Genomic DNA, 24076 nt, shown 5'->3' on the forward strand with positions numbered 1-24076 from the left:
CCGCGATCTTTTTGCCGAATCCTGACTCTCAGACCTTGACCGTCGCCGAAAGCCTCCGGTCGGCGTAGTGGCGGGCGGCCTCCAGCAGGTACTCCCCGGACGCGACGCGCCACCCCCGCCCGTCCCAGACCTCGAACGTACGGTCAGGCACGTCCACGACGGCGGTCACGCTCTGCCCCGGCTCGGCCTCCACCACCGCGAACCCGGCCAGCCACCGGGCCGGGCGCCCCGGATCGGGCGTGACCGGCGCGGCGTAGACCTGCACGACCTCCCGGCCGCGCCGCCCGCCGGTGTTGGTCACGCGCACGGTCACCGACCCGCTCCCGCCGGAGATCGAGTCGTACGACCAGGTGGTGTAACCGAGCCCGTGCCCGAACCAGAACGCCGGCGCGCGCCCGCTCCGCTCCCACGCCCGATACCCGATGAACAGCCCTTCGTCGTAGACCATGACACCGCGGTCCGGAGTCACGTTCACCACCGGCGCGTCGGCAAGCCGGGCGGGCCAGGTCGTCGGCAGCCGCCCGCCCGGCTCGGCGTCGCCGAACAGCACGTCCGCCAGCGCCGCCCCCGCCTCCTGCCCCGGGAACCAGGTGAGCAGCACCGCCGCCACCGAGTCCAGCCACGGCATCTCCACCGGCGAGCCCGCGTTCACCACCACGACGGTGCGCGGGTTGGCGGCGGCGACCGCGGCGATCAGCTCGTCCTGGCGGCCCGGCAGCACCAGGTCCCCGCGGTCGAAGCCCTCGCTCTCCACCTCCGGCGTGGTGGCGGCCACCACCACGGCCACGTCGCTGCCGGCCGCCACCCGCACCGCCTCGGCGAGCAGCTCGTCCTCGCCGGGCGACGGCTCGGCGTGGCCGAGCACGCACACGATGAACACCATCCCCCTGAACCCGGCCGTCCGGTGCAGGACCTCCAGCTCGTACGTGACGCCCGCGTCCAGATCGGCGGTCACCCGCCGCTCCGGCGGCGACAGCAGCGCGGCCGGGTCGTCGCCGCCGGGGGTCAGCGTCTCGTCGAGCAGCACCCGGCCGTCCAGCGACAGCGTGTACGCGCCCGCGCCGGCCACCGACAGCTCGTGCCGCCCTCCGGTCTCCGGCGTGTACGCGGCGCGCAGCCGGACCGCCGCGAGCCGGTCGGCGTCCACTCCGGGCGGGGTCTCGCCGATCCAGCGCCCCTCGGCCGCCGGCAGCGGATGCTCGGCCAGGACCCGGCCGCCGGCGTCCAGGAAGGCCGCGGTGGCCGAGACCGCCAGCGGGGACAGGCGGACGCGCGGATCGGTGCCCCGCGCGTACCGGACCTCGACGCCGCCACGCCCGCGCAGGCCGTCCAGCGGGGAGACGAAGCGGGCGGGGAACACCTGGGCGCTGCCGCCGCCCATCACCCTGGCCTCCCTGGCCGCCGACCCGATCAGCGCCACGGACCGCACGCCGGACAGCGGAAGCAGCGGCCCGTCGTTCTTCAGGAGGGTGAAGCTCCGCGCGGCCACCTCACGCGCCAGCGCCACCCCGTCGATGACCTCACCGGCCGCGGCGGGCGGCGGCCCGCCCAGCGCGCCCGTGCGCTCGGCCAGGCGGAGCACACGGCGCACCCGGTCGTCGATCAGCGACTCCGGCACCCGCCCCGCGCGCACCGCCTCCTCCAGCTTGTCGCCCCACGGCCCGTGCGGGCCCGGCATGGCCACGTCGGTGCCGCCCAGCGCGGCGGCCTCGGTGGTGCGCACCGCCGTCCAGTCGGACACCACGAGACCGTCGAAGCCCCATTCGTCCTTCAGCACCCCGTGCACCAGATCGGCGTGCTCGCTCATCGTGACGCCGCCGACCGCGTTGTAGGCCGTCATGACACCCCACGCGCCGGCCTGGACGACCCGCTCGAACGGCCGCAGGTACAGCTCGCGCAGCGCCCGCGCGGACACCTCGACGCTGACCGTGAACCGCTCGGTCTCGGAGTCGTTGGCCACGAAGTGCTTGGGGGTGGTCGCCACCCCGCCCTCCTGCACGCCTTCCACGTACGCGGCCGCCACCTCGCCCGTCAGGTGCGGATCCTCGGAGAAGCACTCGAAGTGCCGCCCGCCCAGCGGCGACCTGTGCAGGTTGACGGTCGGCGCGAGCAGCACGTGCACGCCCTTGCGCCGGGCCTCCTGGGCGAGCAGCCGGCCCACCCGCCGGATCAGCCCCACGTCCCAGGTGGCGGCCATGGCGGTGGGGCTCGGCAGCGCGATCGACGGGCTGGCAGCGCTCCACCGTTCGCCGCGCACGCCGATCGGCCCGTCGCTCATCACCAGGCGGTCCAGGCCGATCTCCGGCACCGGGTGCAGCGCCCACATGGAGGCGCCGGTCAACATCCTGACCTTGGTACGCAGGTCCAGCCCGCTGATCACGTCGTCGAAGTCCACGATCACAGTGTCGGCGGCCCGGCGGCCGGGGTCACGCCACCACGAAGAACTCCAGCAGCTCGGGCAGCAGGGCCTCCGGGGCCACGGCGTGCGCCTGCCCCTCCAGCACCCGGTGGACGGCGCCAGGAACGCGCCCCGCCACGGCCCGCGCGGCCGCCGCCATCCACGCCGGGCCGGCGTCGCCGTTCATGACCAGCGCCGGCTGCGTGACCTCGGCCAGCCGGGCGGCCGGCAGCGCGTTGCCCGGTCCCATGACGGCCGCCTCGTACGCCAGCGTGTGCGCGACGGCCTCCACCTCCGGCCAGGACGGGTCGGCCCGCATCAGCGCCACGGCCTCCCGCGGCACCTCGGCCGCCGCCACCATGAACAGCTCGGCCGCGTCCCCCCGCCGCCCCTCCCGGACCAGGGCGTCGAGCCGGGCGGCGAAGTCGTGCGGCAGTACGGGGGCGTCGGCGGTCACGTGGTAGGGCGGCTCCCACACCGCCAGCTTGGTGACCTCCGGCAGCCGGGCCGCCGCCTCCAGCGCCAGCGCGCCGCCCGACGACCCGCCGAACACCATCGCCCGCCCGCCCGCCGCCCCGACGACCGCGGCCAGATCCTCGATCTCGCGCTCCACCGCGTACGGGGAGGTGTCGCCGCTGCCTCCCCGCCCGCGCCGGTCGTAGTCGTACACGGTGAACCACGGCGCCAGCCCCGCCGCCACGCCCGCCAGCGTGGGGTGACCCCTGCCGGCGAACGCGCCGTGCACCAGGACCACGGCCGGTCCCGAGCCGTGGCGGTCGTAGGCGATGGCGGTCCCGTCGGCCGAGACCGCCGTGCCCGTCAGCGTCACGGTGCTCATCCGGCCGGCTGCGCCAGGCAGAGCGCCTCCCAGTGGTGGCCGTCGAGGTCGGCGAAGGCCCGCTGGTAGCGGAAGTCGTCCTGCCGGGGCGGGCCCAGCGGGGTGGCGCCGGCGGCGACGGCCTTCTCGGTCAGCTCGTCCACCTGGGCCGGGTTCTCCAGGCCGATGACCAGGATCGCCTCGGTCGTCTTGGCCGGGTCGGCGAGCTCCCTGGCCGCGTAGCCGGCGAACACCGGCTCCGTCAGCAGCATGACCTGCGCGCCGTCGTTGATCATCACGGACGCCATGTCGTCGGCCATGCCGAAGAAGGCGAAACCGAGCGCGGTGAAGAACTCCTTCGAGCGGTCGAGATCCTTGACCGCCAGGTTCACGAAGAGCTGCATGACCGGACTCCATCCTCGTCAGGGGGTTCCCGCGTTCTCGCGGGAATGGGACCAGTCTGCGGATCGCGGCGGCCCCGGTCTTGGATCTGCGCGCCACCCCCTTGACGATGCGCGCCTACCGCAGGCTCGCCCGCCGGTACTCGGCCGGCGGCACCCCGTACGCGCGCTTGAACAGACGGCTGAAGTGGGCCGGGTCGGGCAGCCCGCAGCGGGCCGCCACCGCGCTGACCGGCACGCCCGCCAGCGCCGGATCGGCCAGGTCGCGGCGGCAGCGCTCCAGCCGCCGATGGCGGATCCAGCCCGCCACCGTCGTGTCGCGGGCCTCGAACACCCGGTGCAGCGAGCGCGGCGACACGTGACAGGCGGCGGCCACGGCGGCCGGGTCCAGGCCGGGATCACCCAGATGGCGTTCGATGAAGGCGTGCACCCGCGCCGTCAGCGCCTCCTGCCGGGCCCGCTCGGGCACCTCGTCCAGCCGGTCCACGCGCTCGGCCACGGCGGTGGCCACCAGATCCATCACCACCGTGGACAGCCGCGCGGCGCTGGCCGGCCGGTAGGTCTCCAGGTCCAGCGCCACCCGGCGCAGCAGCGGCGCGGCCAGCGCGGCGGTGCCCTCGCCGGCCGGGATCGGCACGGCGGTGATCGAGGTGGCCGCGCCGGCGGGCAGCGACAGCAGCTCGCGCGGGAAGCTGAACACCGCCAGCCGCACCGCCGCGTCGTAGGCCAGCTCGTAGGGCCGGGTGAAGTCGTAGAGGGCGAACCCGCCCGGGGCCAGCCGGACCGAGCGGCCGTCCTGCGACAGGATCGGGCTGCCCGACACGGCCAGCACCAGCCGGTAGAGCTCGGGGCTGTCACGCCGGATCAGGCCCGCCGTGCGGTGCACGCTGTGGGGCGTGGAGGTCTCCACCTTGCCGACGCCGATCGGGCCGAGCTGCCCGGCCTCGATCTGCCCCCGCAGCGGGGTGCCGCGGGCGATGTGGAAGTCGAGCGGGCCGAGCGTGTCGCAGACCACGCTGCGCCAGGCGTCGAGCCGCTGCCCCGGCGGCACGTCCCCGGTCCGGATCAGAATGGCCACGTCTCGCCCCCTTCCGACGCTCACGGTAGCGCGGCGACCGGATCGGGGAAACGCGGAAGCCCCGGGACCCCGCCCGGGGCTTCCGACGCCACGTGGCCACCGCGAACGACGCCGCGATCACGCCGCGAACGACGCCGCGATCACGCCGCCAAGGACGCCGCGAACGACGCCGCGATCACGCCGCCAAGGACGCCGCGAACGACGCCGCGACCACGCCACGAAGACGGCGCGATGACGCCGCGAACACGCCGCGCTGGCGGCGCGGTCAGGCCGTCTGGCGGGCGGCGATCGCCTGCTGGTAGAGCTTGCCCGCGCGGTACGACGAGCGGACCAGCGGGCCGGACAGGACGCCGGCGAAGCCGATCTCCTCGGCCTCCCGCTGCAGCTCCACGAACTCCTCCGGCTTGACCCAGCGCTCCACCGGGTGGTGGCGCGGGGTCGGCCGGAGATACTGCGTGATGGTGAGCAGGTCGGTGCCGGCGGAGTGGAGGTCGCGCATCGCCTCCAGCACCTCCTCGCGGGTCTCGCCCAGGCCGAGGATGAGGTTGGATTTGGTCACCAGCCCGGCCTCGCGGGCCGTCGTGATCACCTTCAGCGAGCGGTCGTAGCGGAACGCGGGCCGGATCCGCTTGAAGATGCGCGGCACGGTCTCGACGTTGTGCGCGAACACCTCCGGCTTGCTGGAGAAGACCTCCTCCAGCTGGCCGCGGTCGCCGTTGAAGTCGGGCACGAGCAGCTCGACGCCGCAACCGGGCAGCAGCGCGTGGATCTGCCGCGCGGTCTCGGCGTAGAGCCAGGCCCCGCCGTCGGGCAGGTCGTCGCGGGCCACGCCGGTCACGGTCGCGTAGCGCAGGCCCATCTGCTGGACGGACTCGGCCACCCGGCGCGGCTCGTCGCGGTCGTACTCCTTGGGCTTGCCGGTGTCGATCTGGCAGAAGTCGCAGCGGCGGGTGCACTGGTCGCCGCCGATGAGGAACGTCGCCTCGCGGTCTTCCCAGCACTCGTAGATGTTGGGGCAGCCCGCCTCTTCACAGACCGTGTGCAGGCCCTCGCGGCGCACGAGCGATTTCAGCTCGGTGTATTCGGGGCCCGTCTTCAGCTTGGTCTTGATCCACGGGGGCTTGCGCTCGATAGGGGTCTCGGCGTTGCGCACCTCCAGGCGGAGGAGCTTTCGGCCTTCAGGAGCAACGGTCACCCTGCCAGCTTACGTCTCCCGCCCGCATGGCCCTCGCCAGGGGCGTGGATCAGGCGATGAGCCCGAAACCGCGCACCGCGCGGGTGTAGTGGGCGAGTAACTCCTCGTCGATGCGCCCGGACTCCACCTCGCCCAGCAGCGGGGAACGCGCGGGCCCCGGCCGGTCGGCGCGGGCCAGCGCGTCGCGCCTGATCGCGGGCACGGTCTCGCCGCGCAGCGCGGCCGCCTGCATCGGCGCGAGGTAGCCGCCGGCGGCGATCAGCTCCTCCAGCTCCGCCACCTCCTCGGGCGTGACCGCCTTCGCGGCCAGCGCCAGCCTGCGCTCGCGCGCCCGCCCGTCGCCCGAACGGGCCAGCCGGGTCAGCGCGTACTCCACCAGCAGCACCGGGGCGCCCAGCACCCGGCCGATCACCCGGCCGATCCACCCGGCCACCTCGTAGCTCGTGTCCGGCGTGTGGAGCGCGCCGAGCGTACCGGTGAACTTGTCGCGGGCCTCCTCGCGCGCCGTCAGCGGCGCGGAGCCCAGCAGCGCCTGCCGCCACTCGCCCAGCGTCGACAGCGCGCCGCCCACCACCAGGTCGTCGCCGGTCGCCTCGCCCGCGTATGCCGTCGCCAGCAGGGTCACGCGCTGCCGCGGGCTCAGCGCCAGCCACACCGGCAGCCCCACCAGGAGCACCGGCGTGCGCCTGAGCCCCACTCTCCGGTAAGACGTCTCGGTCGCGAGATCCCTGACCGCCACCAGGTCCGGCGGCCTGACCCCGATCCGGGACGCGACCCGCCCGGCCGTCGCGTACAGCTCGGCGGCGTCCTCCCGGCCGAGCATCTCGGCGTCGGCGGGCACGCGCGCCAGGCGCGGACGCAGCAGCCACCCGATGCCGATCAGCAGCCCGCCGATCAGCCAGCCGAAGACGAACTCGGCGTTGACCACGATCGTGCGCGCGCCCAGCACGATGAAGGCGAGCGTCAGCGCGTGCACCAGAAGGGCGATGAGAAAGGCGGCGGCGCGTTTCACGCCCTGATCATAGGCACCGCCGCCCCGGCCGGGTAAGGGCCCGAGGGTTGATCCGCGGGGTCAGACCAGGGGAGGTCAGCGGCGCAGGAGATCCTCCTCGTGGAGGTCGTACGGCTCGCGGCCGAGGGCCTCCGCCAGGCGCTTCTCCGCGATCGGCATGACCTCCTCGGCCACGATGCGCCGGCCCGTCTCCGCGGACAGCGTCGAGACGCCCACGTCGGGCAGCCCGCACGGCACGATCCGGTTGAACCACCGGGGGTCGTTCGCGCAGTTGAGCGCGAACCCGTGCATCGACACCCCGCGCGAGACCCGGATGCCCACCGCTCCGAGCTGCCGGTCGGGCAGGCCCAGGCTGGCGTCCCCGGCGGCCCACACCCCGGGACGCCCCTTGACCCGCCTGGCGGTGACGCCGAAGTCGGCGCACACCTGGATCATCGTCTCCTCCAGCCGGCACACGTAGTCGACCACGTCCGAGACCGCGACGATCGGATAGGCGACGAGCTGGCCGGGGCCGTGCCAGGTCACCCGGCCGCCCCGGTCGACGTCGATGACCGGCGTGCCGTCGGCCGGACGCTCGTGCGCGGCGGCCCGCTTGCCGGCGGTGTAGACCGGCGCGTGCTCAAGGACCAGCAGCGTGTCGCCGAGCTCTCCGGCGGCCCGCTTGCCGTGCACCCAGCGCTGCAGCGACCAGGCCTGCTCGTAGGGGACGTCGACGCCTAGACGGACGATGGCGAGGCTGTGGGGATCGACCCCGTTGATGGGGCGCATGGGTCCATTGTGCCGTTCCCTCACCCTTGTAGGGTAATTCAGGATGTCAGCAGCCGAGGTTCGATCCTGAACTCCTTCACCCCGCCGGCGCCGTCATGCTCGACGCGGTACGCGTGACCCTCGGGCCGGCAGCTGACCGCCTGGATGAACTCGGTGCCGGCGTAGTGGAGCGCCACGCCCTCGTCGGCGGCGTAGCCGTCGGGCAGCTCGCCGCTCGCCACCGACTCGTGCAGCAGCGGCCGCCGCTGCGGCTCGGAGTCGTAGTGGACGCCGCACGAGTAGGGCAGCAGGGCCAGCCCGTCGGACCACGCCCGCAGCTCGGGGCCGAAGGAGTCGGTGTTGCCGCCGACGTGCCAGCACAGCGCGCCCGCGCTCTGCCCCGACAGCACCACCCCGGCCCGCCACGCCTCGGCGAACGCCTCGTCGAGCCCGTGCAGCCGCCACAGCGCCATCAGGTTGGCCACGCTGCCGCCGCTGACGTAGATCATGTCCTGTTCGAGCATCCAGGCGGCCGGGTCCTCGACGTTCGGCATCGGGAACACGGTCAGGTGGCTGACCTCGACGTCCCATCCGGTGAACGCGCCGTACATCTTCAGCAGCCAGGCGGCGTCGTCGCCGGTAGCGGTGGCGAGCAGGCCCAGCTTGGGACGGTCCTGACCGGTCAGGTCGAGGCCGTAGCGCAGCAGCGGGCTCGCCTCCATGAAACCGTAGCGGCCGGTCGGGCGGAACGAGCCGCCCCCGATCGCGAGGATGTGCGACTGGCCTGACCTGGTCATACGGAGTCTCCCGGAGCGAAGGTGGAACAGCTCACTACAGTACGGCGCGGAGCGCGTCGGCGAGGTCGCTATGGGTGAACTCGTACCCGCTGTCCAGCAGTTTCCCCGGCCGCAGGCGATGGCTCGGCAGCAGCCCCGCCTTGGCGAACTCGCCGAGCCCCAGCGACAGCGCGAACCCCGGCACCGGCATCGGCATCGTCGGCCTGCGCAGGACCTGGCCGAGCGTCCGGGTGAAGACGGCGTTGGTGACGGGCGTGGGGGAGCCCATGTTGACCGGGCCCGCCACCTCGGGCGTCGCCAGGATGTGGCGCACCGCGCCCACCCAGTCGGGCTCGCTGATCCACGACCAGTACTGCTTGCCCGAGCCGAGCGGCGCGCCGAGACCGGCCTTGAAGACGGGCAGCATCCTGACGAGCGCGCCGCCGCGCCCGCTCAGCGCCAGCCCGGTCCGCAGCCGCGCCACCCGCACTCCGAACCCCTCGGCGGCGGCCGCCTCCGCCTCCCACCGCTCGCACAGCTCCGGCAGGAACCCGCTGCCGCCCGGCGCGCCCTCGTCGACCACCCGGTCGCCGGTGTCGCCGTAGAAGTCGACCCCCGACGCCGAGACCAGCACGCCCGGAGGCCGCCGCGCCTCTCTCATCGCCCGCACCAGCAGCCTCGTGCTGTCGACACGGCTGCGCACCAGCTCCCGCTTGTACGCGGCGGTCCAGCGCCGCTCGGCGATCGGCGCCCCGGCCAGGTGCACCACCGCGCTCGCGCCGTCCAGGACGGCCGGGTCCAGCACCCCCTCAGCGGGCCGCCAGAGTGCCTCGTCGCCGCTCCTGGGCTCGCGCCGCACCAGAGTGACCACCCGCTCGCCCGCGCCCCGCAGCGCGGCGACCAGCGGCACGCCCAGCAACCCCGATGCCCCCGTCACGATGATCGCCATACGACCACCCTACGACGCCGCCTTCCCGCCGGCCGTCACCTCCCGCGCGATTCCCGACGACCCCATAACCGCGCCCGCCGCACTCACTGACCCGTGACCGTGCTCGCCGTGCCCACGGATCGGCGGTCCGAGAGCGTCCGGCAGCCGCGCCGAAGCGGTCCCCGGGGCACCTGCCGTCGGAGCTTTGTCCTGCGGTTGGTGCCGGGTGCCCGAAGTTCGTTCGGGAACGCGCGAAGGGGCCGGGCGCGACGGTGCGCGCCCGGCCCCTTCAGGTCCTCGTCAGGCGAGGCCGAGCTGGGCCTCGAAGCGGCCCTCCTCCAGGCGGCGCTTGATCGTCGTCAGGAAGCGGGCGGCGTCGGCGCCGTCGACCAGGCGGTGGTCGTAGGTGAGCGCCAGGTAGACCATCGACCGGACCGCGATGACCTCACCCTCGGGCGTGTCGACCACGACGGGCCGCTTGACCACGGCGCCGGTGCCGAGCATGCCGACCTGCGGCTGGTTCAGGATCGGCGTGTCGAACAGGGCGCCGCGGCTGCCGGTGTTGGTCAGCGTGAACGTGCCGCCGGTGATCTCGTCGGGGGTCACCTTGTTGGCGCGGGTCCGCTCGGCCAGGTCGGCCGTCTTGCGGGCGAGCCCGGCGAGGTTGAGGTCGCCGGCGTTCTTGATGACCGCCGCGATCAGGCCGCGCTCGGTGTCGACCGCGATGGCGAGGTGCTCGACGTCGAAGTACGTGACCTCCATGGTCTCGTTGTTGATCGTCGCGTTGAGCTTCGGGTGCTGCTTGAGCGCCTCGATCGCGGCCATCTCGAAGAACGGCATGAACGACAGCTTGACGCCCTCGCGGCGGAAGAACTCGTCCTTGGCCCGCGCCCGCAGCTGCGCCACCTTGGTGACGTCGACCTCCACGACCGTGGTGAGCTGGGCGGCCGTCTGGAGCGACTCCACCAGGCGCTTGGACATCGTCTGGCGCAGCCGCGTCATCTTCTCGGTGCGGCCGCGCAGCGTGTCGTCGACCTCCACCTGCTCGGGCGCGGCGGCCGGTGCCTGAGCCGCCGGGGCGGCGGCCTGCGGCGCGGCGGCCGGAGCGGCGGCCGGGGCCTGCGCGGCGGCGGGGGCGGGGGCCTGCTCACGCTGCTGCTTGGCGGCCTCGAGCACGTCCTGCTTGCGGATGCGGCCGCCGACCCCGGTGCCGGTGACGGAGTCGAGGTCCACGCCGTGCTCGTTGGCCAGCTTGCGCACCAGCGGCGTCACGTACGGGCTCTCGCCCGAGGTGGGCAGCGGCGCCTGCGCCGCGGGCTGCGCCGCGGGCTGGGCCGCGGGCTGCGGAGCCGGCCGGGGCGCGGGCTGCGGGGCCGGCTGCGGAGCGGGGGCGGCCGGGGCGGGCTGCGGGATCGACGAGGCGGGCGCGGGCTGCGGCTCCGGCTCCGGCTCAGGCTCGGGAGCGGGGGCCGCCTCCTCGGCCGGGGCGGGGGCGCCGGCCTGGCCGCTCTCGTCGATGACGGCCAGCTCGGCGCCGACCTCCACCGTCTCGTCCTCCGCCACGACGATCTTCTGGAGCACACCGCCGGCGGGCGACGGGATCTCGGTGTCGACCTTGTCCGTCGACACTTCGAGGAGCGGCTCGTCGGCCTCGACGCGCTCGCCCTCCTTCTTCAGCCAACGGGTGACGGTGCCCTCGGTGACGCTCTCGCCGAGCTGGGGCATCTGTACGGAGACCGGCATCGTTATCTTCTCTCGCGTTCTGATCTCGAGGGCTTGACTAGTTGTGTACGTGCAGCGGCTTGCCGGCCAATGCCAGCATGGCCTCCCCGACCGCTTCGGACTGCGTCGGGTGTGCGTGGATGAGCTGGGCGACCTCCGCGGGCAGCGCCTCCCAGTTGTAGATGAGCTGCCCCTCGGTGATGAGCTCGCCGATGCGGCGGCCCACCATGTGGACGCCGACGACCGGCCCGTCCTTGCGAGCGAGCACCTTGACCGCGCCCGCCGTGCCGAGGATCTGGCTCTTGGGGTTGCCCGCCAGGTCGTAGACCTGCTCGACGATCTCCATCCCGCGCTCCGCCGCCTGCGCGGACGTGATGCCGACCGAGGCGACCTCGGGGTCGGAGTAGGTGATCCGCGGCACCCCGGCGTAGTCGATGGGCGCCGGGCCGAGCCCGGCGATGTGCTCGGCGACCATGATGCCCTCGGCGAACCCGGCGTGGGCCAGCTGAGGGGTCGCGATCAGGTCGCCGACGGCGTAGACGCCGGGCGCGGAGGTGCGGCAGTGCTCGTCGACGGTGACGGTGCCGCGCTCGACGGCCACGCCGGCCTCCTCGAAGCCCAGGCCCTCCGTGACCGCGCCGCGGCCCACCGCCACGAGCAGGATCTCGGCGTCGAGGGTCTTGCCGCCGGCCAGCGTGACGAGCACGCCGGTCTCGGTGGTCTTGGCGGCGTCGAAGCGCACGCCGAGCTCGTACTTGATGCCGCGCCGCCGGAAGGCGCGCTCCAGCAGCTTGGAGCTGGACTCCTCCTCGGCGGGCAGCAGACGGGGGAGGGCCTCGACGATGGTCACCTCGGCGCCGAACGAGCGGTAGACGCTGGCCAGCTCGACGCCGATGACGCCGCCGCCCAGCACCACCACCGAGGACGGCACCCGGTCCATCCTGAGCGAGTGGTCGCTGGTGATGACGCGCTCGCCGTCGATCTCCAGGCCGGGCAGCGACCTGGGCGCGGAGCCGGTCGCCAGCACGAGGTGGCTCCCCTCGTACACCTCGGAGCCCACCTGGACGCGGCGCCCGCCCGCGAGCCGGCCCTCGCCCTCGACCAGGGTGACGCCGGCGGCCTTGAGCAGCCCCTGCACGCCCTTCCATGCACGGGTGACGATCTTGTCCTTGAACGCGTGGACGCCGGGGACGTCGATGCCGTCGAAGCGAGCCTTCACGCCGAACGACTCGCTCTCCCTGGTCTCGTCGGCCACCTCGGCGACGTGCAGCAGGGCCTTGGTGGGGATGCAGCCCCGGTGGAGGCAGGTGCCGCCGATCTTGTCCTTCTCGATCAGCGCGACGGACATGCCCAGCTCGGCCGCCCGCAACGCGCAGGCGTAACCGCCGCTGCCGCCACCTAGGACGACGATGTCGTAGGCCACAGGAAGGCTCCTTGTCGGGGTGGTCTTGTCGCCTTCATCTTTTCATTTGTTCGCCGTGCTCGCGTGCCGCTCGGCCAGTCCGATGAGCGTGCGCGTGACGGCGCCGGTGCCGCCCTTGGGGACGTAGCCGTACGGCTCGCCCTTGTTGAAGGCGGGACCGGCCATGTCGATGTGGGCCCAGCGCACGCCGTCGGGCACGAACTCCTTCAGGAAGATGCCGGCGGCGAGCATGCTGCCCCAGCGCTCCGGCTGGAGGTTGGCGATGTCGGCGATCGGGGAGTCGAGGCCCTTGCGCAGCTCCTCGGGCAGCGGCATCGGCCAGGCGCCCTCGCCGGCGGCGCCGGCCGCCTCGACGACCAGGTCGCGCAGCTCGTCGTCGTTGCCCATGATGCCGGCGGTGCGCCAGCCGAGCGCGACGATCTGGGCGCCGGTCAGCGTCGCCACGTCGATGATCGCGTCGGGGTTGTCCTCGGCGGCGCGGGCGATGCCGTCCATGAGGACCAGGCGGCCCTCGGCGTCGGTGTCGAGCACCTCGACGGTCTTGCCGCTGTAGCTGTGGATGACGTCGGAGGGGCGCTGCGCGGTGCCGCTGGGGAGGTTCTCCGCCAGGCAGAGGTAGCCGATCGCGTTGACCCGCAGGTCGAGCCTCGCGATGCCGACGAGCGCGCCGAACACCGCGCCCGCGCCGCCCATGTCTGACTTCATCCAGTCCATGGACGCGGACGGCTTGAGCGACAGGCCGCCGGAGTCGAACGTGATGCCCTTGCCGACGAAGGCCAGGGTCTTGTCGGCCTCGGGGTGCGTGTAGGACAGGCGGACCAGCCGCGGCGGGTTGGCCGAGCCCTGGCCGACGCCGATGAGGCCGCCGTAGCCGCCGTCCTTGAGCTGCTTGTCGTCGAGCACCTCGACGGACAGGCCCGCCTCGCCGCCGGTCTGCTCGGCGATCTCGGCGAACTTGGCCGGCCACAGGTCGGACGGCGGGGTGTTGACCAGGTCGCGCACCAGCGCGACGGACTCGGCCAGGACGGCGGCGCGTGCGGCGACCTCGCCGGGCGCGCCGGACAGCACGGTCAGCTCGGCGACGGGGTCCTTCTGGCCCTCGCCGGTGCGGTAGCGCGAGAACGCGTAGGCTCCCAGCAGCCCGCCCAGCGCCACGGCCTCGGCCTCGTCGGCCGATTCGGCCGGCAGGACCAGCGCGGCGCGCGCGGTGCCGGCCAGCGAGCGCACGGCGGCGCCGGCGGCGCGGCGCAGCCCTTCGAGGTCCGCCGACTCGCCCAGGCCGACCGCGACCAGCAGCGGCGCGGCGACGGAGCCGAAGGCCGGCAGCTTGGCGATCTCGCCGGGCTTGCCGGCGAACCCCAGGGAGGACAGCGTGGCGGCCAGCTTGCCGCCGAAGGCCGCTTCGAGGGGATCGGCGCCCGTCGCGGGGCGGGGACCTTCGGGGCCGGACCGGAAACCGACGATCAGCGCGTCGGTGTCGAAGGATACGGGATCTGCTGAGTTCAGCCGCACAGTGGTCACGTAAACCGACTCTATCGAGGGTTTCTGAGTACTAACAAACAGGGGTTCATCCCATGAATCGTGAGTCGCCTTCATGAAGACATGGTGCTAGTGTCATTAGCATCATGTTGCTGACATTGGACCTCAACGACGCTCGTCCCCTGCACGAGCAGGTGGCCGCGGCCATCCGCCGCGCCATCGGCGAGGGCCGCTACGCCCAGGGAGACCGGCTGCCGCCGGCTCGCGACCTGGCGGCGGCGCTGGGCATCAACCCCAACACCGTGCTGCGCGCCCTGCGCGAGCTGCGCGACGAAGGGCTGCTGGAGTTCCGGCGCGGGCGCGGCGTCAGCGTCGCCGCCCGCGCCGACGCGCGCACCCTGCTCCGCGAGCGGGCCCGCGAGCTGCTGGACGAGGCCCAGAGGTACGGATACGGCCGGGAGGATCTGATCGCCATACTCGAGGAGCTCGCATGAGCCTGCGCACCATCGCCGTGCCGGCGGGCGCGGTCGTCGCCGTCGCGGTGGTGGGGCCGCCGCTGGCGCTGCGCGACCGGCTGCCCGACCCGATGGCCGTCCACTGGGGCCCCGGCATGGCCCCCGACAACGCCGTGTCCTTCCCCGTCCACCTGATCATGCAGGCGGCGCTGTGGGGCTTCCTGTGGCTGGGGCTGGTCGCCGCCGCGCGGCGGGCCAGGGACAGCAGGTCCGGGCGCGTGTCCTGGTGGGCGCTGTTCGCCGGCGGCGCGCTGTTCGCGATCAGCATCTCCGCCATGACGCTGCTGGCCAACCTCGACGTCCCGGCCTGGACGGACGCGCGGCTCAGCCCGCTGGCGGCGGTCGCGGTGCTCGTCGTGCCGCTGGCCGCCGCGGCGCTCTCCGGCTACCTGGGCAGGGGCGAGCCCGACCCGCTGTCCGGCGACACGGAGCCGCCCAGGCTCACGCTGCGCAGCGGCCAGCGGGCCGTCTGGGTCAGCCGGATCAGCAACCCTTGGCCACTGCTCATCACCGCCGCCGGGGCAGCCGTGCTGTTCGCCCTCGGCACGCTGGACGTGACCGGGGTCGTCCGCCTGTCCAGCTTCGGCGCCGTGCTGCCCGCGCTGGTGATCGTGCTGGCGGTGGGGCTGTTCGCCTCCTCGCTCACGGCGCGGGTCAGCGAGGACGGGCTGGTGCTGGCCTTCGGGCCGTTCGGCTGGCCCGTCCGCCGCATCAGGCTCGACAAGATCGACCGGGCCTACACCGAGGATCGCCACCCGAGCCAGGTCGGCGGGTGGGGCGTGCGCGGCCTGCCCGGCAGGGCCACCATCATGCTGCGCGGCGGCGAGTGCCTGGTCCTGCGCTACCGCTCCGGCGGCCAGCTCGGCATCAGCATCGACGACGCCGAGCGCGGCGCCTCCCTGATCAACACCCTCATCGCGGAGAGGAGGACCGCGTGAAGCCGCTCCCCGTCTTCCTCGCCGTCGCCTTCGTCCTGTCCTGGCTCGTCGCGCTTCCCCTGTGGCTGGGCGGCGGTCTCGGACACCCGCTGATGCCGGTCTTCGGCATGCTGATGATGTTCACACCCACGCTGGGGGTGCTGGCGGCGTGGCGGGCGTCGCGGGTGCCGTTCCGCGAGTGGGCGCGAGAGACCGGGCTCACGCTCGGCGAGCGCAAGGGCCGCACCCTGCTGCTCGTGCTCGCCGCGTGGCTCGGCGTGCCCGCGCTGGTGGCCCTCGCGGCGGCGCTCAGCGTCGCGGCCGGGCTGCTCACCCTCGACCTCGACGGGCTCGGCCTCTATCGGGCGCAGCTGGAGGCGCAGAACGTGCCCGTGCCCGCCGGCCTGGCCACCGGCGTCGTCATCCAGTTCGTCATCGGCGTGGTGGCCGGGCCGCTGCTCAACGCCCTCCCCTCGCTGGGGGAGGAGTGGGGCTGGCGCGGCTATCTCGTGCCGAGGCTCACCGGCACCCGTGGCGTCGTGGCCGGCCTGATGCTCTCGGGCGCCATCTGGGGGCTGTGGCACGCGCCGCTGACCCTGCTCGGCTACAACTACCCCAACCTGGGCGCCGGGGCCGCGCTCTACTTCACCGGCTTCTGCGTGGTGGCCGGGGTGGTGCTCGGATGGCTGCGGCTCCGCTCGGGCAGCGTGTGGCCGGCCGTCGTGGCGCACGGCTCGCTCAACGCGACCGCGGGCGTCGTCCTGCTCCTCGGCGACGTCGCCGAGCCGCCCAACCTGGCGCTCGCCGGGCTGACCGGCCTCGTGGGCTGGGTCCTGCTCGCGATCCTCGGCGCGGTCCTGCTCAGGATCTTCCCGGTACGGGCACCGTCCGCCGACTGGCTCGCCGGGCGTCAGACGACCAGCACGTAGACCACCAGGGTCGCCGCGGCGGCGGTCTCCACGAGGGCGCCGAGCACGTCGCCGGTGATCCCGCCGAGCCTGCGCCGGGCATGGGCGAGCAGGAGCATCGCCAGCCCCAGCCCGGCCAGCAGCGCGACGGGCGGCCCGAGGACCCCCGGCCACAGCTCCCAGATCCCCGGTTCCAGCTGCTCCCGGTAGCGGAGCAGGTTCTGGAACGCCCCGGCAGGTTCGGGCGCGGTCCACGACCTCACCAGCCCGGCGGCCGGGGCGAAGGCCGCCGTGACGACCAGGGCGGCGAGGGTCACAATGAGGGCGGCGCCGGTCCGTACCGTGCCCGCGACCATCGCGCCCAGCCCGTCGGGGCGGGCGGCGGGCACAGCGGGGCGGCAGGCCCAGGCGAGCGTCAGGCGGCCCGCCACGCACGCCGTGACCAGCCCGGCGGCCCCGGCCTCCGTCAGGGCGGCCGCCTGGACCAGGACCGTGAACAGCACGGCCATCACCCCGAACGGCCCGATGTCCGACTTTTTCATGATGTCGAGCGCCTGGGCGGCGGGCTTCCCGCTGCCCAGCCCGTCCGCCAGATCCGCGAGCCCGTCCAGGTGCAGCCCTCGCGTCAGCACCGCCAGCAGCCCGAGCGCCAGCGCCGCGCCGAGCAGCGGCGGCCCGGGCAGCAGCAGCGGCAGCGCGGCGACCGCGCCGAGCGCCAACCCCACGGCCGGGGCCAGCGCCATCGCCCGGCCCGCCGCCCCGCGGTCCACCCGCGTCACCCGTACCGGGAACACGGTGAGCGTGCCGAGCGCGAGCCGCAGCCCGGCGGCGCTCAAAGCAGCTCTGCCAGCAGCCGGTAGTAGGAGAGCCTGGCCTCGTCGACCTCGGCGGGCCCGTACGCGGCCAGGAGGTCGGCGGCGGCCCGCCCGTCCAGCTCGCGCAGCGCGACGGCCAGGTCCACGTGGCGGTCGGCCACGCCGAGCTCGCCGACATCGACCAGGATCGCCTCGCCCGAGCCGGAGGCGAGCACGTTGGCGGGGGTGAAGTCGCCGTGCGTGACCACCAGATCCTCGCCGGCCGGCCGCTCCGCCAGGAGCCTGTCGTACACCTGCTCGGGCGTGAGGCCGGCGTGGTCGCCGTGGAAGCGGGCGGGGTCGACCAGCCCGGCGCGCACGTGACCGGCCGCCCTGGACAGCTTGACGTCCAGCCGCTCGTCGAAGGGGCACTCCGCCACCGGGATCTCGTGCAGCTCGCGCAGCGCCCGCCCCATGATCGTGCCGGCGTCCGGCGGCGGCCTGTGGTCGAGGCTCCGCCAGCCCGCCTCGGCCAGCACCAGCACGTCGCCCTCGAACGCCACCACGTCCGGCACGCTCGCCCACCGCTTGAGCCACCGCAGCCGCTCGTGCTCGGCCACCGCCACCGGGCCCTGCTTGATGAAGAACTCGCCGTGCGGTCCCGTCACCCGCAGCGTCTCGGCACTCAGGTCCGCGTGGTCGTCCGACCAGATCGCGTCTTCGCCGCCGACCAGATCGAAGACGTTCTCAGGGAAGCGCATGAGGACCGATCCTACGGGTGACGGCGATCGCGGCGGCCTGTCACCCGGTGTCCCATAGGCTTGCCGGATGCACGTGGTTGAACTCGAAGGCGTAGGCGTCCGGGTCGTCGGCAAGACCCTGCTGGACGCGGTCGACTGGCACGTGGCCTACGGCGACCACTGGGTGGTCCTGGGCCCCAACGGCGCGGGCAAGACGACGCTGCTGTCGCTCGCGGCGGCCGTGCGCCACCCGACCGTGGGCGCCGTGACCGTGCTCGGCCACCGGCTCGGCCGCGTCGACCTGCGCGAGCTGCGCCGCCACATCGGCCTGGTCTCCTCCAGCCAGCACCTGATCGACGAGAGCCTGATGGAGGAGGAGGGCGCGACCGCCCACACCGTGGTCCTCACCGGCCACACCGGCACCAGCGCCCCGCTCTGGGACCGCTACGGCGACGCCGAGCATGACCGGGCCAGGCGGCTGCTCGCCGACCTCGGCTGCAAGGACCTCGCCGACCGGCGGTTCCGGGTGTGCTCGCAAGGGGAGCAGGCCCGGATCCGGGTGGCCAGGGCGCTCATGGCCGACCCGGCGGTGCTGCTCCTCGACGAGCCGTTCGCCGGGCTCGACCTGCCGGCCCGCGAGGACCTCATCGACGCCGTCGAGGGCCTGGCGGAGACCCGGCCGGTGCTCACCACCGTCACGGTCACCCACCACCTGGAGGAGGTGCCGTCGACGACCACCCACGCCCTGCTGCTGCGCGAGGGTCGGGTGCTGGCGGCGGGTCCGGTGGCCGACGTGCTCACCCCGGCCAACCTGTCCGACTGCTTCGGCCTCCCGCTCCACGTCGACCGGCTGCACGGCCGCTGGTACGCCCGCTCCGTCCGCTGACGTCAGCAGCCGACGTCAGAGGGGGAGCGGCCGGCCCGCCACGACCAGCGTGACGTCCTCCGACTCGGCCGCCAGCCGCTCGTTCAGCCGGCCGAGCGCGTCACGGAAGGCGCGGCCGCTCGCCGTGGCCGGCACCACGCCCATGCCGGCCTCGTCCGACACCGCCACGACGCGCCCGGGCGCCCGCCGCCAGGCGCTCACCAGCTCGTCGCACCGCTCGTCCACCGGCGTGCGGTCGCCGTCCCACGCGCCGTGCTCGTCGAAGACCGCCGCCAGCCACGTGCCCAGGCCGTCGACCAGAAGCGGGGCCGTGGCCGCGCGGATCGCCCCGGCCAGGTCCGTGGTCTCCTCGGTGTCCCAGTGCGCGGGCCGCCGCGCCCGATGGGCGCGCACCCGGGCCGCCCACTCCGCGTCGCCCTCCGCCGAAGGGCCGGTCGCGACGTACGTGACGTACGGCTCCGCCGCCAGCCGCAGCTCGGCCTCTGCCGACTTGCCGGAACGCGACCCGCCCAGGATCAGCGCCCGTCGCGCCGGGGGCACGGCCTCCCCCTCGACGCCGCCCGGCTGTCCGGGGTGGCGTGCGGTTCCGTCCGGGGGTCGTCCGGTCGTGAGCGCGGTCGCCTCCGGCGGCGGCCCGCCTGCGTGGAGGACGGTCCCGTCCGGCACGGTGACGGCGCCCCACAGGCGCAGCCGCCGGCGCAGCTCGGCCGCGGACCGGACGCGGTGGTCCAGGCCGACGGCGACGACCTGGGTCTCGCCGGTGACCGCGCCGGACCGCCGCAGCGCCCCGAGCCTCTCGGGGCGGTCCAGGAGGTCGATCAGGACGACGTCGTACGGGACCGCCGCGTCGAGCGGCGCCTCCCGATCGGCGGGCACGCACAGCACCCGACGACCGTCCGGCCCCGCGAGCCCCAGCCCGCCCGCGAGCACCTCGTAACCGCGCGGCGCCGCCGCCCACGGGAACGCCACCACGTCGTCGACGACCAGGCCGAACGGCCGTCGGCCTGGCCGGTCGGCCGTAGCACAGGACGCGCACGGGCACCCCGGCTCCGGCCAGCCTCCCGTCCCCGCGGTCCCGGTGAGAAGAAGCCTCATCGCGCCGAGCGTACAAACCCGGGGGAGGAGGCCGCGCGGCGGGGGCCGATCATGGAGGGGAGCGGGCGCGCGGGATCGATCACGTGCCGCGGCCGGAGTAGGGTTCCAATGCCGCCGGGGGGTGTGCCGGCGGGCCGGCGGAGAAGGAGCGAATGGCATGACATGGCGTTGGCGTTACGAGGACGCGCACGGCGGTGAGGTGACGGACCGTCCCTTGCCCCGTGAGGTCTTTCCCAGCCAGGCCGACGCCGAGTCGTGGCTCGGCGAGAACTGGCGTGAGCTGCTCGACTCGGGGGTCGAACAGGTGGCGCTCCTCGAAGAGGAACGGGTCGAGTACCGAGGGCTGTCGCTGCGCCAGGAGTGACGTCCCCGCGAACGGGACGACCCCTTGAGCCCGGGGCTCAAGGGGTCGTCGCTCGTCAGGGACGCTTCGGCGGGCTCGCCGTCTTGCCGGGGTCGCGCTCGACCAGCGAGCCGAGCACGTCGTCGATGCGCTTCATCACCTCGGCCTCGAGCTTGACGCCCGCCGCCTTGACGTTGTCGCGCACCTGCTCGGGGCGGCTGGCGCCGACGATGGCGCTGGAGACGTTCGGGTTCTGCAGCACCCACGCCACGGCCAGCTGCGCCATCGACAGCCCCAGGTCGGCGGCGATCGGCTTGAGCTCCTGCACCTTCGCCAGCACGTCGTCCTTCATGAACCGGGCGATCATGCCCGCGCCGCCCGCCTGGTCGGTGGCCCGGGAGCCCTCGGGCGGGGCCTGGCCGGGCAGATACTTGCCGGTGAGCACGCCCTGCGCGATCGGCGACCAGACGATCTGGCCGACGCCCTCGCGCTCGCACAGCGGCACGATCTCGCCCTCGATGACCCGCCAGAGCATCGAGTACTGAGGCTGGTTGGAGACGATGCGGTCGAAGCCCATCTGATCGGCGATCTTCAGCGCCTCGGCGATCTGGGGCGCCGACCACTCGCTGACGCCCACGTACAGGACCTTGCCCTGCCGTACGAGGTCGTCGAAGGTCTTGAGCGTCTCCTCCAGCGGGGTCTCATAGTCGAAGCGGTGCGCCTGGTAGAGGTCCACGTAGTCGGTCTGCAGGCGGCGCAGCGAGGCGTGGATGGACTCGGTGATGTGCTTGCGCGACAGGCCCCGGTCGTTGCGGCCCTTGCCGGTGGGCCAGTAGACCTTGGTGAAGATCTCCAGCGACTCCCTGCGGACGCCCTTCAGCGCCCTGCCGAGCACCTCCTCGGCCTTGGTGCCCGCGTAGACGTCCGCGGTGTCGAACGTGGTGATGCCCTCGTCGAGCGCCGCCTGCACGCACAGTTTGGCGGCGTCCTCCTCGACCTGGGAGCCGTGGGTGAGCCAGTTGCCGTAGCTGATCTCGCTGACCATGAGACCGCTGCGGCCGAGGTGACGGAATTCCATGGATCAGACCTTATGGCTTCATGCCGGAAGATCCGCCCGTGGTCCGGCGGAGGCGTGCTGCGGCGGGGTTCCGCGCGCGGGTCTACTTCTTCGGCGGCACCGGCTTGCCGCCCGGCAGCAGCGTGGGCGGGGGGAAGCGCAGCCTGCGGATCTGCAGGGCGCGCATCGCGGCGTAGAAGCCCACCCCGCGCAGCGACTCGTCCGGCAGCTTCGCCGCCACCTCGCGCTTGACCTTCCAGGACACGTAGACGGACGTGAAGACCACGCCCACCATCATCACCGGCCAGCCCACCACGATCACCGCGTTGAGCACCTGGACGCGGATGGCCGGCGGCCACGGCACCCAGGTCGCCAGCAGGATCAGCAGCGAGAACGGCAGGAAGTACTGGCTGGGCAGCCGGCGGGAGTCGACCCAGTCGCGCGCGAACTTGCGCGCCGGGCCCTTGTCGCGCGCGGGGAGGTAGCGCTCGTCGCCCGCGAGCATGCCCCTGCGGGCCCGCTCACGCTCGGCGGTCTGCTTGGCCCGCATCTGCCGATAGGCCTCTTTGCGGTCCTTCGGCGCGCTCACCGGCTGGCGTCGTCTGCTCTCGGCGTCCCGGCGCTTGGGAGTGGGACGGCCCTTGCCCTGGGGCTTAGGATCGTCAGAGGGGACGGGGGAGTCGTCCACGGAGGTTTGGGAACGGCGTCGCAACACGTCTCAACCCTACCTGGACTGCAACTTAGTGACGCCCTCGTGCGTTATGCGTAGGGTAATCCCAAGGCGGCTGCGCTGCACTGGGTGACCACAGCACGACCGAAGAAGGGGACGGCCGACGCGCATGAGCGTGATGAAGAGACTTTCAATGATCTTCAAGTCCAAGGCCAACAAGGCCTTGGACAAGATGGAGGATCCACGCGAGACCCTCGACTACTCCTATCAGCGGCAGCTGGAGCTGCTGCAGAAGGTGCGTCGCGGGGTGGCGGACGTCGCCACTTCTCGCAAGCGTGTGGAGCTGCAGATCAATGGCCTTGAGCAGCAGAGCAAGCGTCTTGAGGAGCAGGGCCGCAAGGCGTTGTCCGTGGGGCGCGAGGACCTCGCCAGGGAGGCGCTGCAGCGCCGCTCCAACCTCCAGGCACAGATCGGTGACCTCAGGGTCCAGCACGACAACCTGCAGGGTGAGGAGGAGAAGCTGACCACCGCCTCGCAGCGGCTGCAGGCCAAGGTCGACTCCTTCCGCACCAAGAAGGAGACCATCAAGGCGACCTACACCGCCGCCGAGGCGCAGACGCGCATCAACGAGGCTTTCTCCGGCATCTCCGAGGAGATGGGCGACGTCGGCCTCGCGATCCAGCGCGCCGAGGACAAGACCGCCCAGATGCAGGCACGCGCCGGCGCCATCGACGAGCTGCTCGCCAGCGGCGCGCTCGACGACTACAGCGGCAGCCGCGGCGACGACATCCAGGCCGAGCTCGACCGCATGGGCGGCGGCATGGACGTCGAGCTGGAGCTGGCCAGGATGAAGTCCGAGCTCGGCCAGGGCCCCGCTCCGCAGTCCGCCATCGAGCAGGGCCAGCAGCCGCCTCAGCAGCAGGCTCAGCCGCAGCAGCAGGCTCAGCCCCAGCAGACCCAGCAGCTTCGTCAGCCTGGGGAGGGCGCATGATCGTCAGGATTATGGGCGAGGGTCAGATCGAGATCTCGCCCGAGGACATCGCGGTGCTCAACGACCTCGACAGCGAGCTCGAGGCGGCCATCGACGCGGGCGACGAGAAGGCGTTCCGCGTCAAGCTGCACGCGCTGCTCGACAAGGTGCGCCATGTAGGCAAGAGCCTGCCGGACGACTCCCTGGAGCCTTCTGAGCTGATCCTTCCCCCCGCGGACGCCTCTATCGAGGAGGTCCGGGAGATGCTGGGAGACCAGGGCCTGATTCCGGGCTGAGCCGATGAAGACCAGGTTCGCGCCCGACAGCGGCCTCACCCGCCGGATGGTCGCGACGATGTTCCTTCTCGGCCTGCTCTACGTGGTGTTCGTCGGCGTCCTCATCGCCTTGGGGGCGCAGGCGGTCACCGTGCTGGTGATCGCGGGGGTCCTGCTGTTCGTGCAGTACTTCCTGTCCGACCGCATCGCGCTGTTCGCGATGCACGGCCGGGAGGTCTCGCCCCAGGAGGCCCCCGAGCTCCACGGCATGATCGATCGGCTGTGCGCGATGGCCGACATGCCCAAGCCCCGGGTGGCGATCGCGCAGTCAGACGTCCCCAACGCGTTCGCCACCGGGCGCAACCGCAAGAAGGCCGTCGTCTGCGTGACGACCGGCATCCTGCGCAGACTGGAGCCGCGCGAGCTCGAAGGGGTGCTGGCCCACGAGCTGTCGCACGTCGCCCACCGCGACGTGGTGGTGATGACGATCGCGTCGTTCCTGGGCATCGTGGCCGGGCTGATGACGCGCGTCGCACTCTATACCGGGCTCGGCAACCGCCGCGGCAACGGCCAGGGCGGCCTGCCCATCGGGCTGATCGTCATGGTCGTCTCGATCGTGGTGTACGCGGTCAGCTTCCTGCTCACGCGAGCACTGTCGCGCTACCGCGAACTGTCGGCCGACCGGGCGGCCGCGCTGCTCACCCAGCAGCCGTCGGCCCTGTCGAGCGCGCTGGTCAAGATCTCCGGGGACATGGCCAGGATCCCCACCCGCGATCTGCGCGACGCGGAGCCGTTCAACGCGTTCTACTTCGCGCCCGCCCGGGCCAAGGGGGAGACGCTGGCCAACCTGTTCTCCACCCACCCGCCGCTGGAGCGACGGCTGGACCAGCTCGCGAAGATCTCCAACCAACTCGGAAGGGGCTGAGCGCG

Annotated in this window: 25 protein-coding genes; 8 read left to right on the forward strand and 17 right to left on the reverse strand. The window is 73.3% G+C overall.

Annotation, left to right across the window (positions count from 1 at the left end):
* Positions 1–28: 28 nt before the first annotated feature.
* From ACZ6YG_RS04740 to ACZ6YG_RS04795, 12 genes are all read right to left on the reverse strand, one after another.
* Positions 29–2395, reverse strand: a complete 2367-nt coding sequence (locus ACZ6YG_RS04740) for a beta-glucosidase (protein WP_466017233.1) — start codon at positions 2393–2395, stop codon at positions 29–31.
* Between the two features lie 31 nt (positions 2396–2426).
* Positions 2427–3236, reverse strand: coding sequence for an alpha/beta fold hydrolase (locus ACZ6YG_RS04745; protein WP_466017234.1), 810 nt, complete (start codon positions 3234–3236; stop codon positions 2427–2429).
* Positions 3233–3619, reverse strand: coding sequence for a VOC family protein (locus ACZ6YG_RS04750; protein ID WP_187281266.1), 387 nt, complete (start codon positions 3617–3619; stop codon positions 3233–3235). Before ACZ6YG_RS04750 ends, ACZ6YG_RS04745 begins: the two co-directional genes overlap by 4 nt.
* A 115-nt stretch (positions 3620–3734) precedes the next feature.
* A complete protein-coding gene (locus ACZ6YG_RS04755; RefSeq protein WP_271278492.1) occupies positions 3735–4694 on the reverse strand; it encodes an AraC-like ligand-binding domain-containing protein in 960 nt (319 codons plus the stop codon).
* A gap of 265 nt (positions 4695–4959) precedes the next feature.
* Entirely contained in the window at positions 4960–5889 is a 930-nt protein-coding gene (gene lipA, locus ACZ6YG_RS04760) for a lipoyl synthase (RefSeq protein WP_148032841.1), read from the reverse strand.
* A 49-nt stretch (positions 5890–5938) separates the two neighbouring features.
* The gene (locus ACZ6YG_RS04765) at positions 5939–6901 is read right to left on the reverse strand and encodes a M48 family metalloprotease (RefSeq protein WP_466017235.1); all 963 of its coding nucleotides are present in this window, start codon (positions 6899–6901) and stop codon (positions 5939–5941) included.
* 75 nt (positions 6902–6976) lie between these two features.
* Positions 6977–7669 (reverse strand): lipoyl(octanoyl) transferase LipB, encoded by a 693-nt coding sequence (lipB, locus tag ACZ6YG_RS04770; RefSeq protein WP_148032839.1) that lies wholly within the window; start codon positions 7667–7669, stop codon positions 6977–6979.
* A 38-nt stretch (positions 7670–7707) separates the two neighbouring features.
* Complete coding sequence (locus ACZ6YG_RS04775; protein WP_148032838.1) at positions 7708–8445, reverse strand: Type 1 glutamine amidotransferase-like domain-containing protein; 738 nt, start codon at positions 8443–8445, stop codon at positions 7708–7710.
* A 34-nt stretch (positions 8446–8479) separates the two neighbouring features.
* Positions 8480–9373 (reverse strand): TIGR01777 family oxidoreductase, encoded by an 894-nt coding sequence (locus ACZ6YG_RS04780; protein WP_466017236.1) that lies wholly within the window; start codon positions 9371–9373, stop codon positions 8480–8482.
* 279 nt (positions 9374–9652) lie between these two features.
* Entirely contained in the window at positions 9653–11095 is a 1443-nt protein-coding gene (gene sucB / locus ACZ6YG_RS04785) for a 2-oxoglutarate dehydrogenase, E2 component, dihydrolipoamide succinyltransferase (RefSeq protein ID WP_466017237.1), read from the reverse strand.
* Positions 11096–11132: 37 nt separating this feature from the next.
* Entirely contained in the window at positions 11133–12497 is a 1365-nt protein-coding gene (gene lpdA / locus ACZ6YG_RS04790; RefSeq protein WP_466017238.1) for a dihydrolipoyl dehydrogenase, read from the reverse strand.
* Between the two features lie 42 nt (positions 12498–12539).
* Positions 12540–14018 (reverse strand): leucyl aminopeptidase, encoded by a 1479-nt coding sequence (locus ACZ6YG_RS04795; protein WP_466017239.1) that lies wholly within the window; start codon positions 14016–14018, stop codon positions 12540–12542.
* 104 nt (positions 14019–14122) lie between these two features.
* On the opposite strand from ACZ6YG_RS04795, the gene ACZ6YG_RS04800 reads away from it, so the two are divergent.
* Genes ACZ6YG_RS04800 through ACZ6YG_RS04810 form a run of 3 tightly spaced genes read left to right on the forward strand, consistent with a single transcriptional unit; the run spans position 14123 to position 16337 of the window.
* Positions 14123–14470 (forward strand): GntR family transcriptional regulator, encoded by a 348-nt coding sequence (locus ACZ6YG_RS04800; protein WP_187281263.1) that lies wholly within the window; start codon positions 14123–14125, stop codon positions 14468–14470.
* Positions 14467–15429, forward strand: coding sequence for a hypothetical protein (locus ACZ6YG_RS04805; RefSeq protein WP_466017240.1), 963 nt, complete (start codon positions 14467–14469; stop codon positions 15427–15429). Before ACZ6YG_RS04800 ends, ACZ6YG_RS04805 begins: the two co-directional genes overlap by 4 nt.
* Positions 15426–16337 carry a lysostaphin resistance A-like protein gene (locus ACZ6YG_RS04810; protein ID WP_466017241.1) on the forward strand — a complete coding sequence of 304 codons (912 nt, stop codon included), beginning with the start codon at positions 15426–15428 and terminating at the stop codon, positions 16335–16337. Before ACZ6YG_RS04805 ends, ACZ6YG_RS04810 begins: the two co-directional genes overlap by 4 nt.
* On the opposite strand, the gene ACZ6YG_RS04815 is transcribed toward ACZ6YG_RS04810, so the two are convergent.
* Positions 16319–17152 carry an adenosylcobinamide-GDP ribazoletransferase gene (locus ACZ6YG_RS04815; protein WP_466017242.1) on the reverse strand — a complete coding sequence of 278 codons (834 nt, stop codon included), beginning with the start codon at positions 17150–17152 and terminating at the stop codon, positions 16319–16321. The two genes, ACZ6YG_RS04810 and ACZ6YG_RS04815, sit on opposite strands and share 19 nt — an antisense overlap.
* Positions 17149–17871: an aminoglycoside 3'-phosphotransferase gene (locus tag ACZ6YG_RS04820; RefSeq protein WP_148032831.1), complete on the reverse strand. Its 723-nt coding sequence runs from the start codon at positions 17869–17871 to the stop codon at positions 17149–17151. Before ACZ6YG_RS04820 ends, ACZ6YG_RS04815 begins: the two co-directional genes overlap by 4 nt.
* 67 nt (positions 17872–17938) lie before the next feature.
* On the opposite strand from ACZ6YG_RS04820, the gene ACZ6YG_RS04825 reads away from it, so the two are divergent.
* On the forward strand, positions 17939–18736 hold the full coding sequence (locus tag ACZ6YG_RS04825) for an ABC transporter ATP-binding protein (protein ID WP_148032830.1): 798 nt from the start codon (positions 17939–17941) through the stop codon (positions 18734–18736).
* Positions 18737–18751: 15 nt separating this feature from the next.
* Here the strand turns inward: ACZ6YG_RS04825 and ACZ6YG_RS04830 are convergent, their stop codons facing one another.
* Positions 18752–19831, reverse strand: coding sequence for a bifunctional adenosylcobinamide kinase/adenosylcobinamide-phosphate guanylyltransferase (locus tag ACZ6YG_RS04830; protein WP_466017243.1), 1080 nt, complete (start codon positions 19829–19831; stop codon positions 18752–18754).
* A 157-nt stretch (positions 19832–19988) separates the two neighbouring features.
* On the opposite strand from ACZ6YG_RS04830, the gene ACZ6YG_RS04835 reads away from it, so the two are divergent.
* On the forward strand, positions 19989–20195 hold the full coding sequence (locus tag ACZ6YG_RS04835) for a hypothetical protein (protein WP_148032828.1): 207 nt from the start codon (positions 19989–19991) through the stop codon (positions 20193–20195).
* A gap of 55 nt (positions 20196–20250) precedes the next feature.
* Here ACZ6YG_RS04835 and ACZ6YG_RS04840 read toward each other — a convergent pair whose 3' ends face one another.
* Both ACZ6YG_RS04840 and ACZ6YG_RS04845 read right to left on the reverse strand, forming a co-directional pair.
* Positions 20251–21252 carry an aldo/keto reductase family protein gene (locus ACZ6YG_RS04840; RefSeq protein ID WP_148032827.1) on the reverse strand — a complete coding sequence of 334 codons (1002 nt, stop codon included), beginning with the start codon at positions 21250–21252 and terminating at the stop codon, positions 20251–20253.
* An 82-nt stretch (positions 21253–21334) separates the two neighbouring features.
* On the reverse strand, positions 21335–21946 hold the full coding sequence (locus ACZ6YG_RS04845; protein ID WP_466017244.1) for a DUF3043 domain-containing protein: 612 nt from the start codon (positions 21944–21946) through the stop codon (positions 21335–21337).
* A 124-nt stretch (positions 21947–22070) separates the two neighbouring features.
* Between ACZ6YG_RS04845 and ACZ6YG_RS04850 the strand changes: the two genes are divergently transcribed.
* Genes ACZ6YG_RS04850 through htpX form a run of 3 tightly spaced genes read left to right on the forward strand, consistent with a single transcriptional unit; the run spans position 22071 to position 24071 of the window.
* Positions 22071–22892, forward strand: coding sequence for a PspA/IM30 family protein (locus ACZ6YG_RS04850; RefSeq protein WP_148032826.1), 822 nt, complete (start codon positions 22071–22073; stop codon positions 22890–22892).
* Positions 22889–23167, forward strand: coding sequence for a PspA-associated protein PspAA (gene pspAA, locus ACZ6YG_RS04855; RefSeq protein ID WP_148032825.1), 279 nt, complete (start codon positions 22889–22891; stop codon positions 23165–23167). The genes ACZ6YG_RS04850 and pspAA overlap by 4 nt, the downstream gene beginning before the upstream one ends.
* A gap of 4 nt (positions 23168–23171) precedes the next feature.
* Entirely contained in the window at positions 23172–24071 is a 900-nt protein-coding gene (htpX, locus tag ACZ6YG_RS04860; protein WP_148032824.1) for a zinc metalloprotease HtpX, read from the forward strand.
* The last annotated feature ends 5 nt before the right edge of the window (positions 24072–24076 follow it).

This window comes from Nonomuraea sp. NPDC054003 (assembly GCF_055585125.1).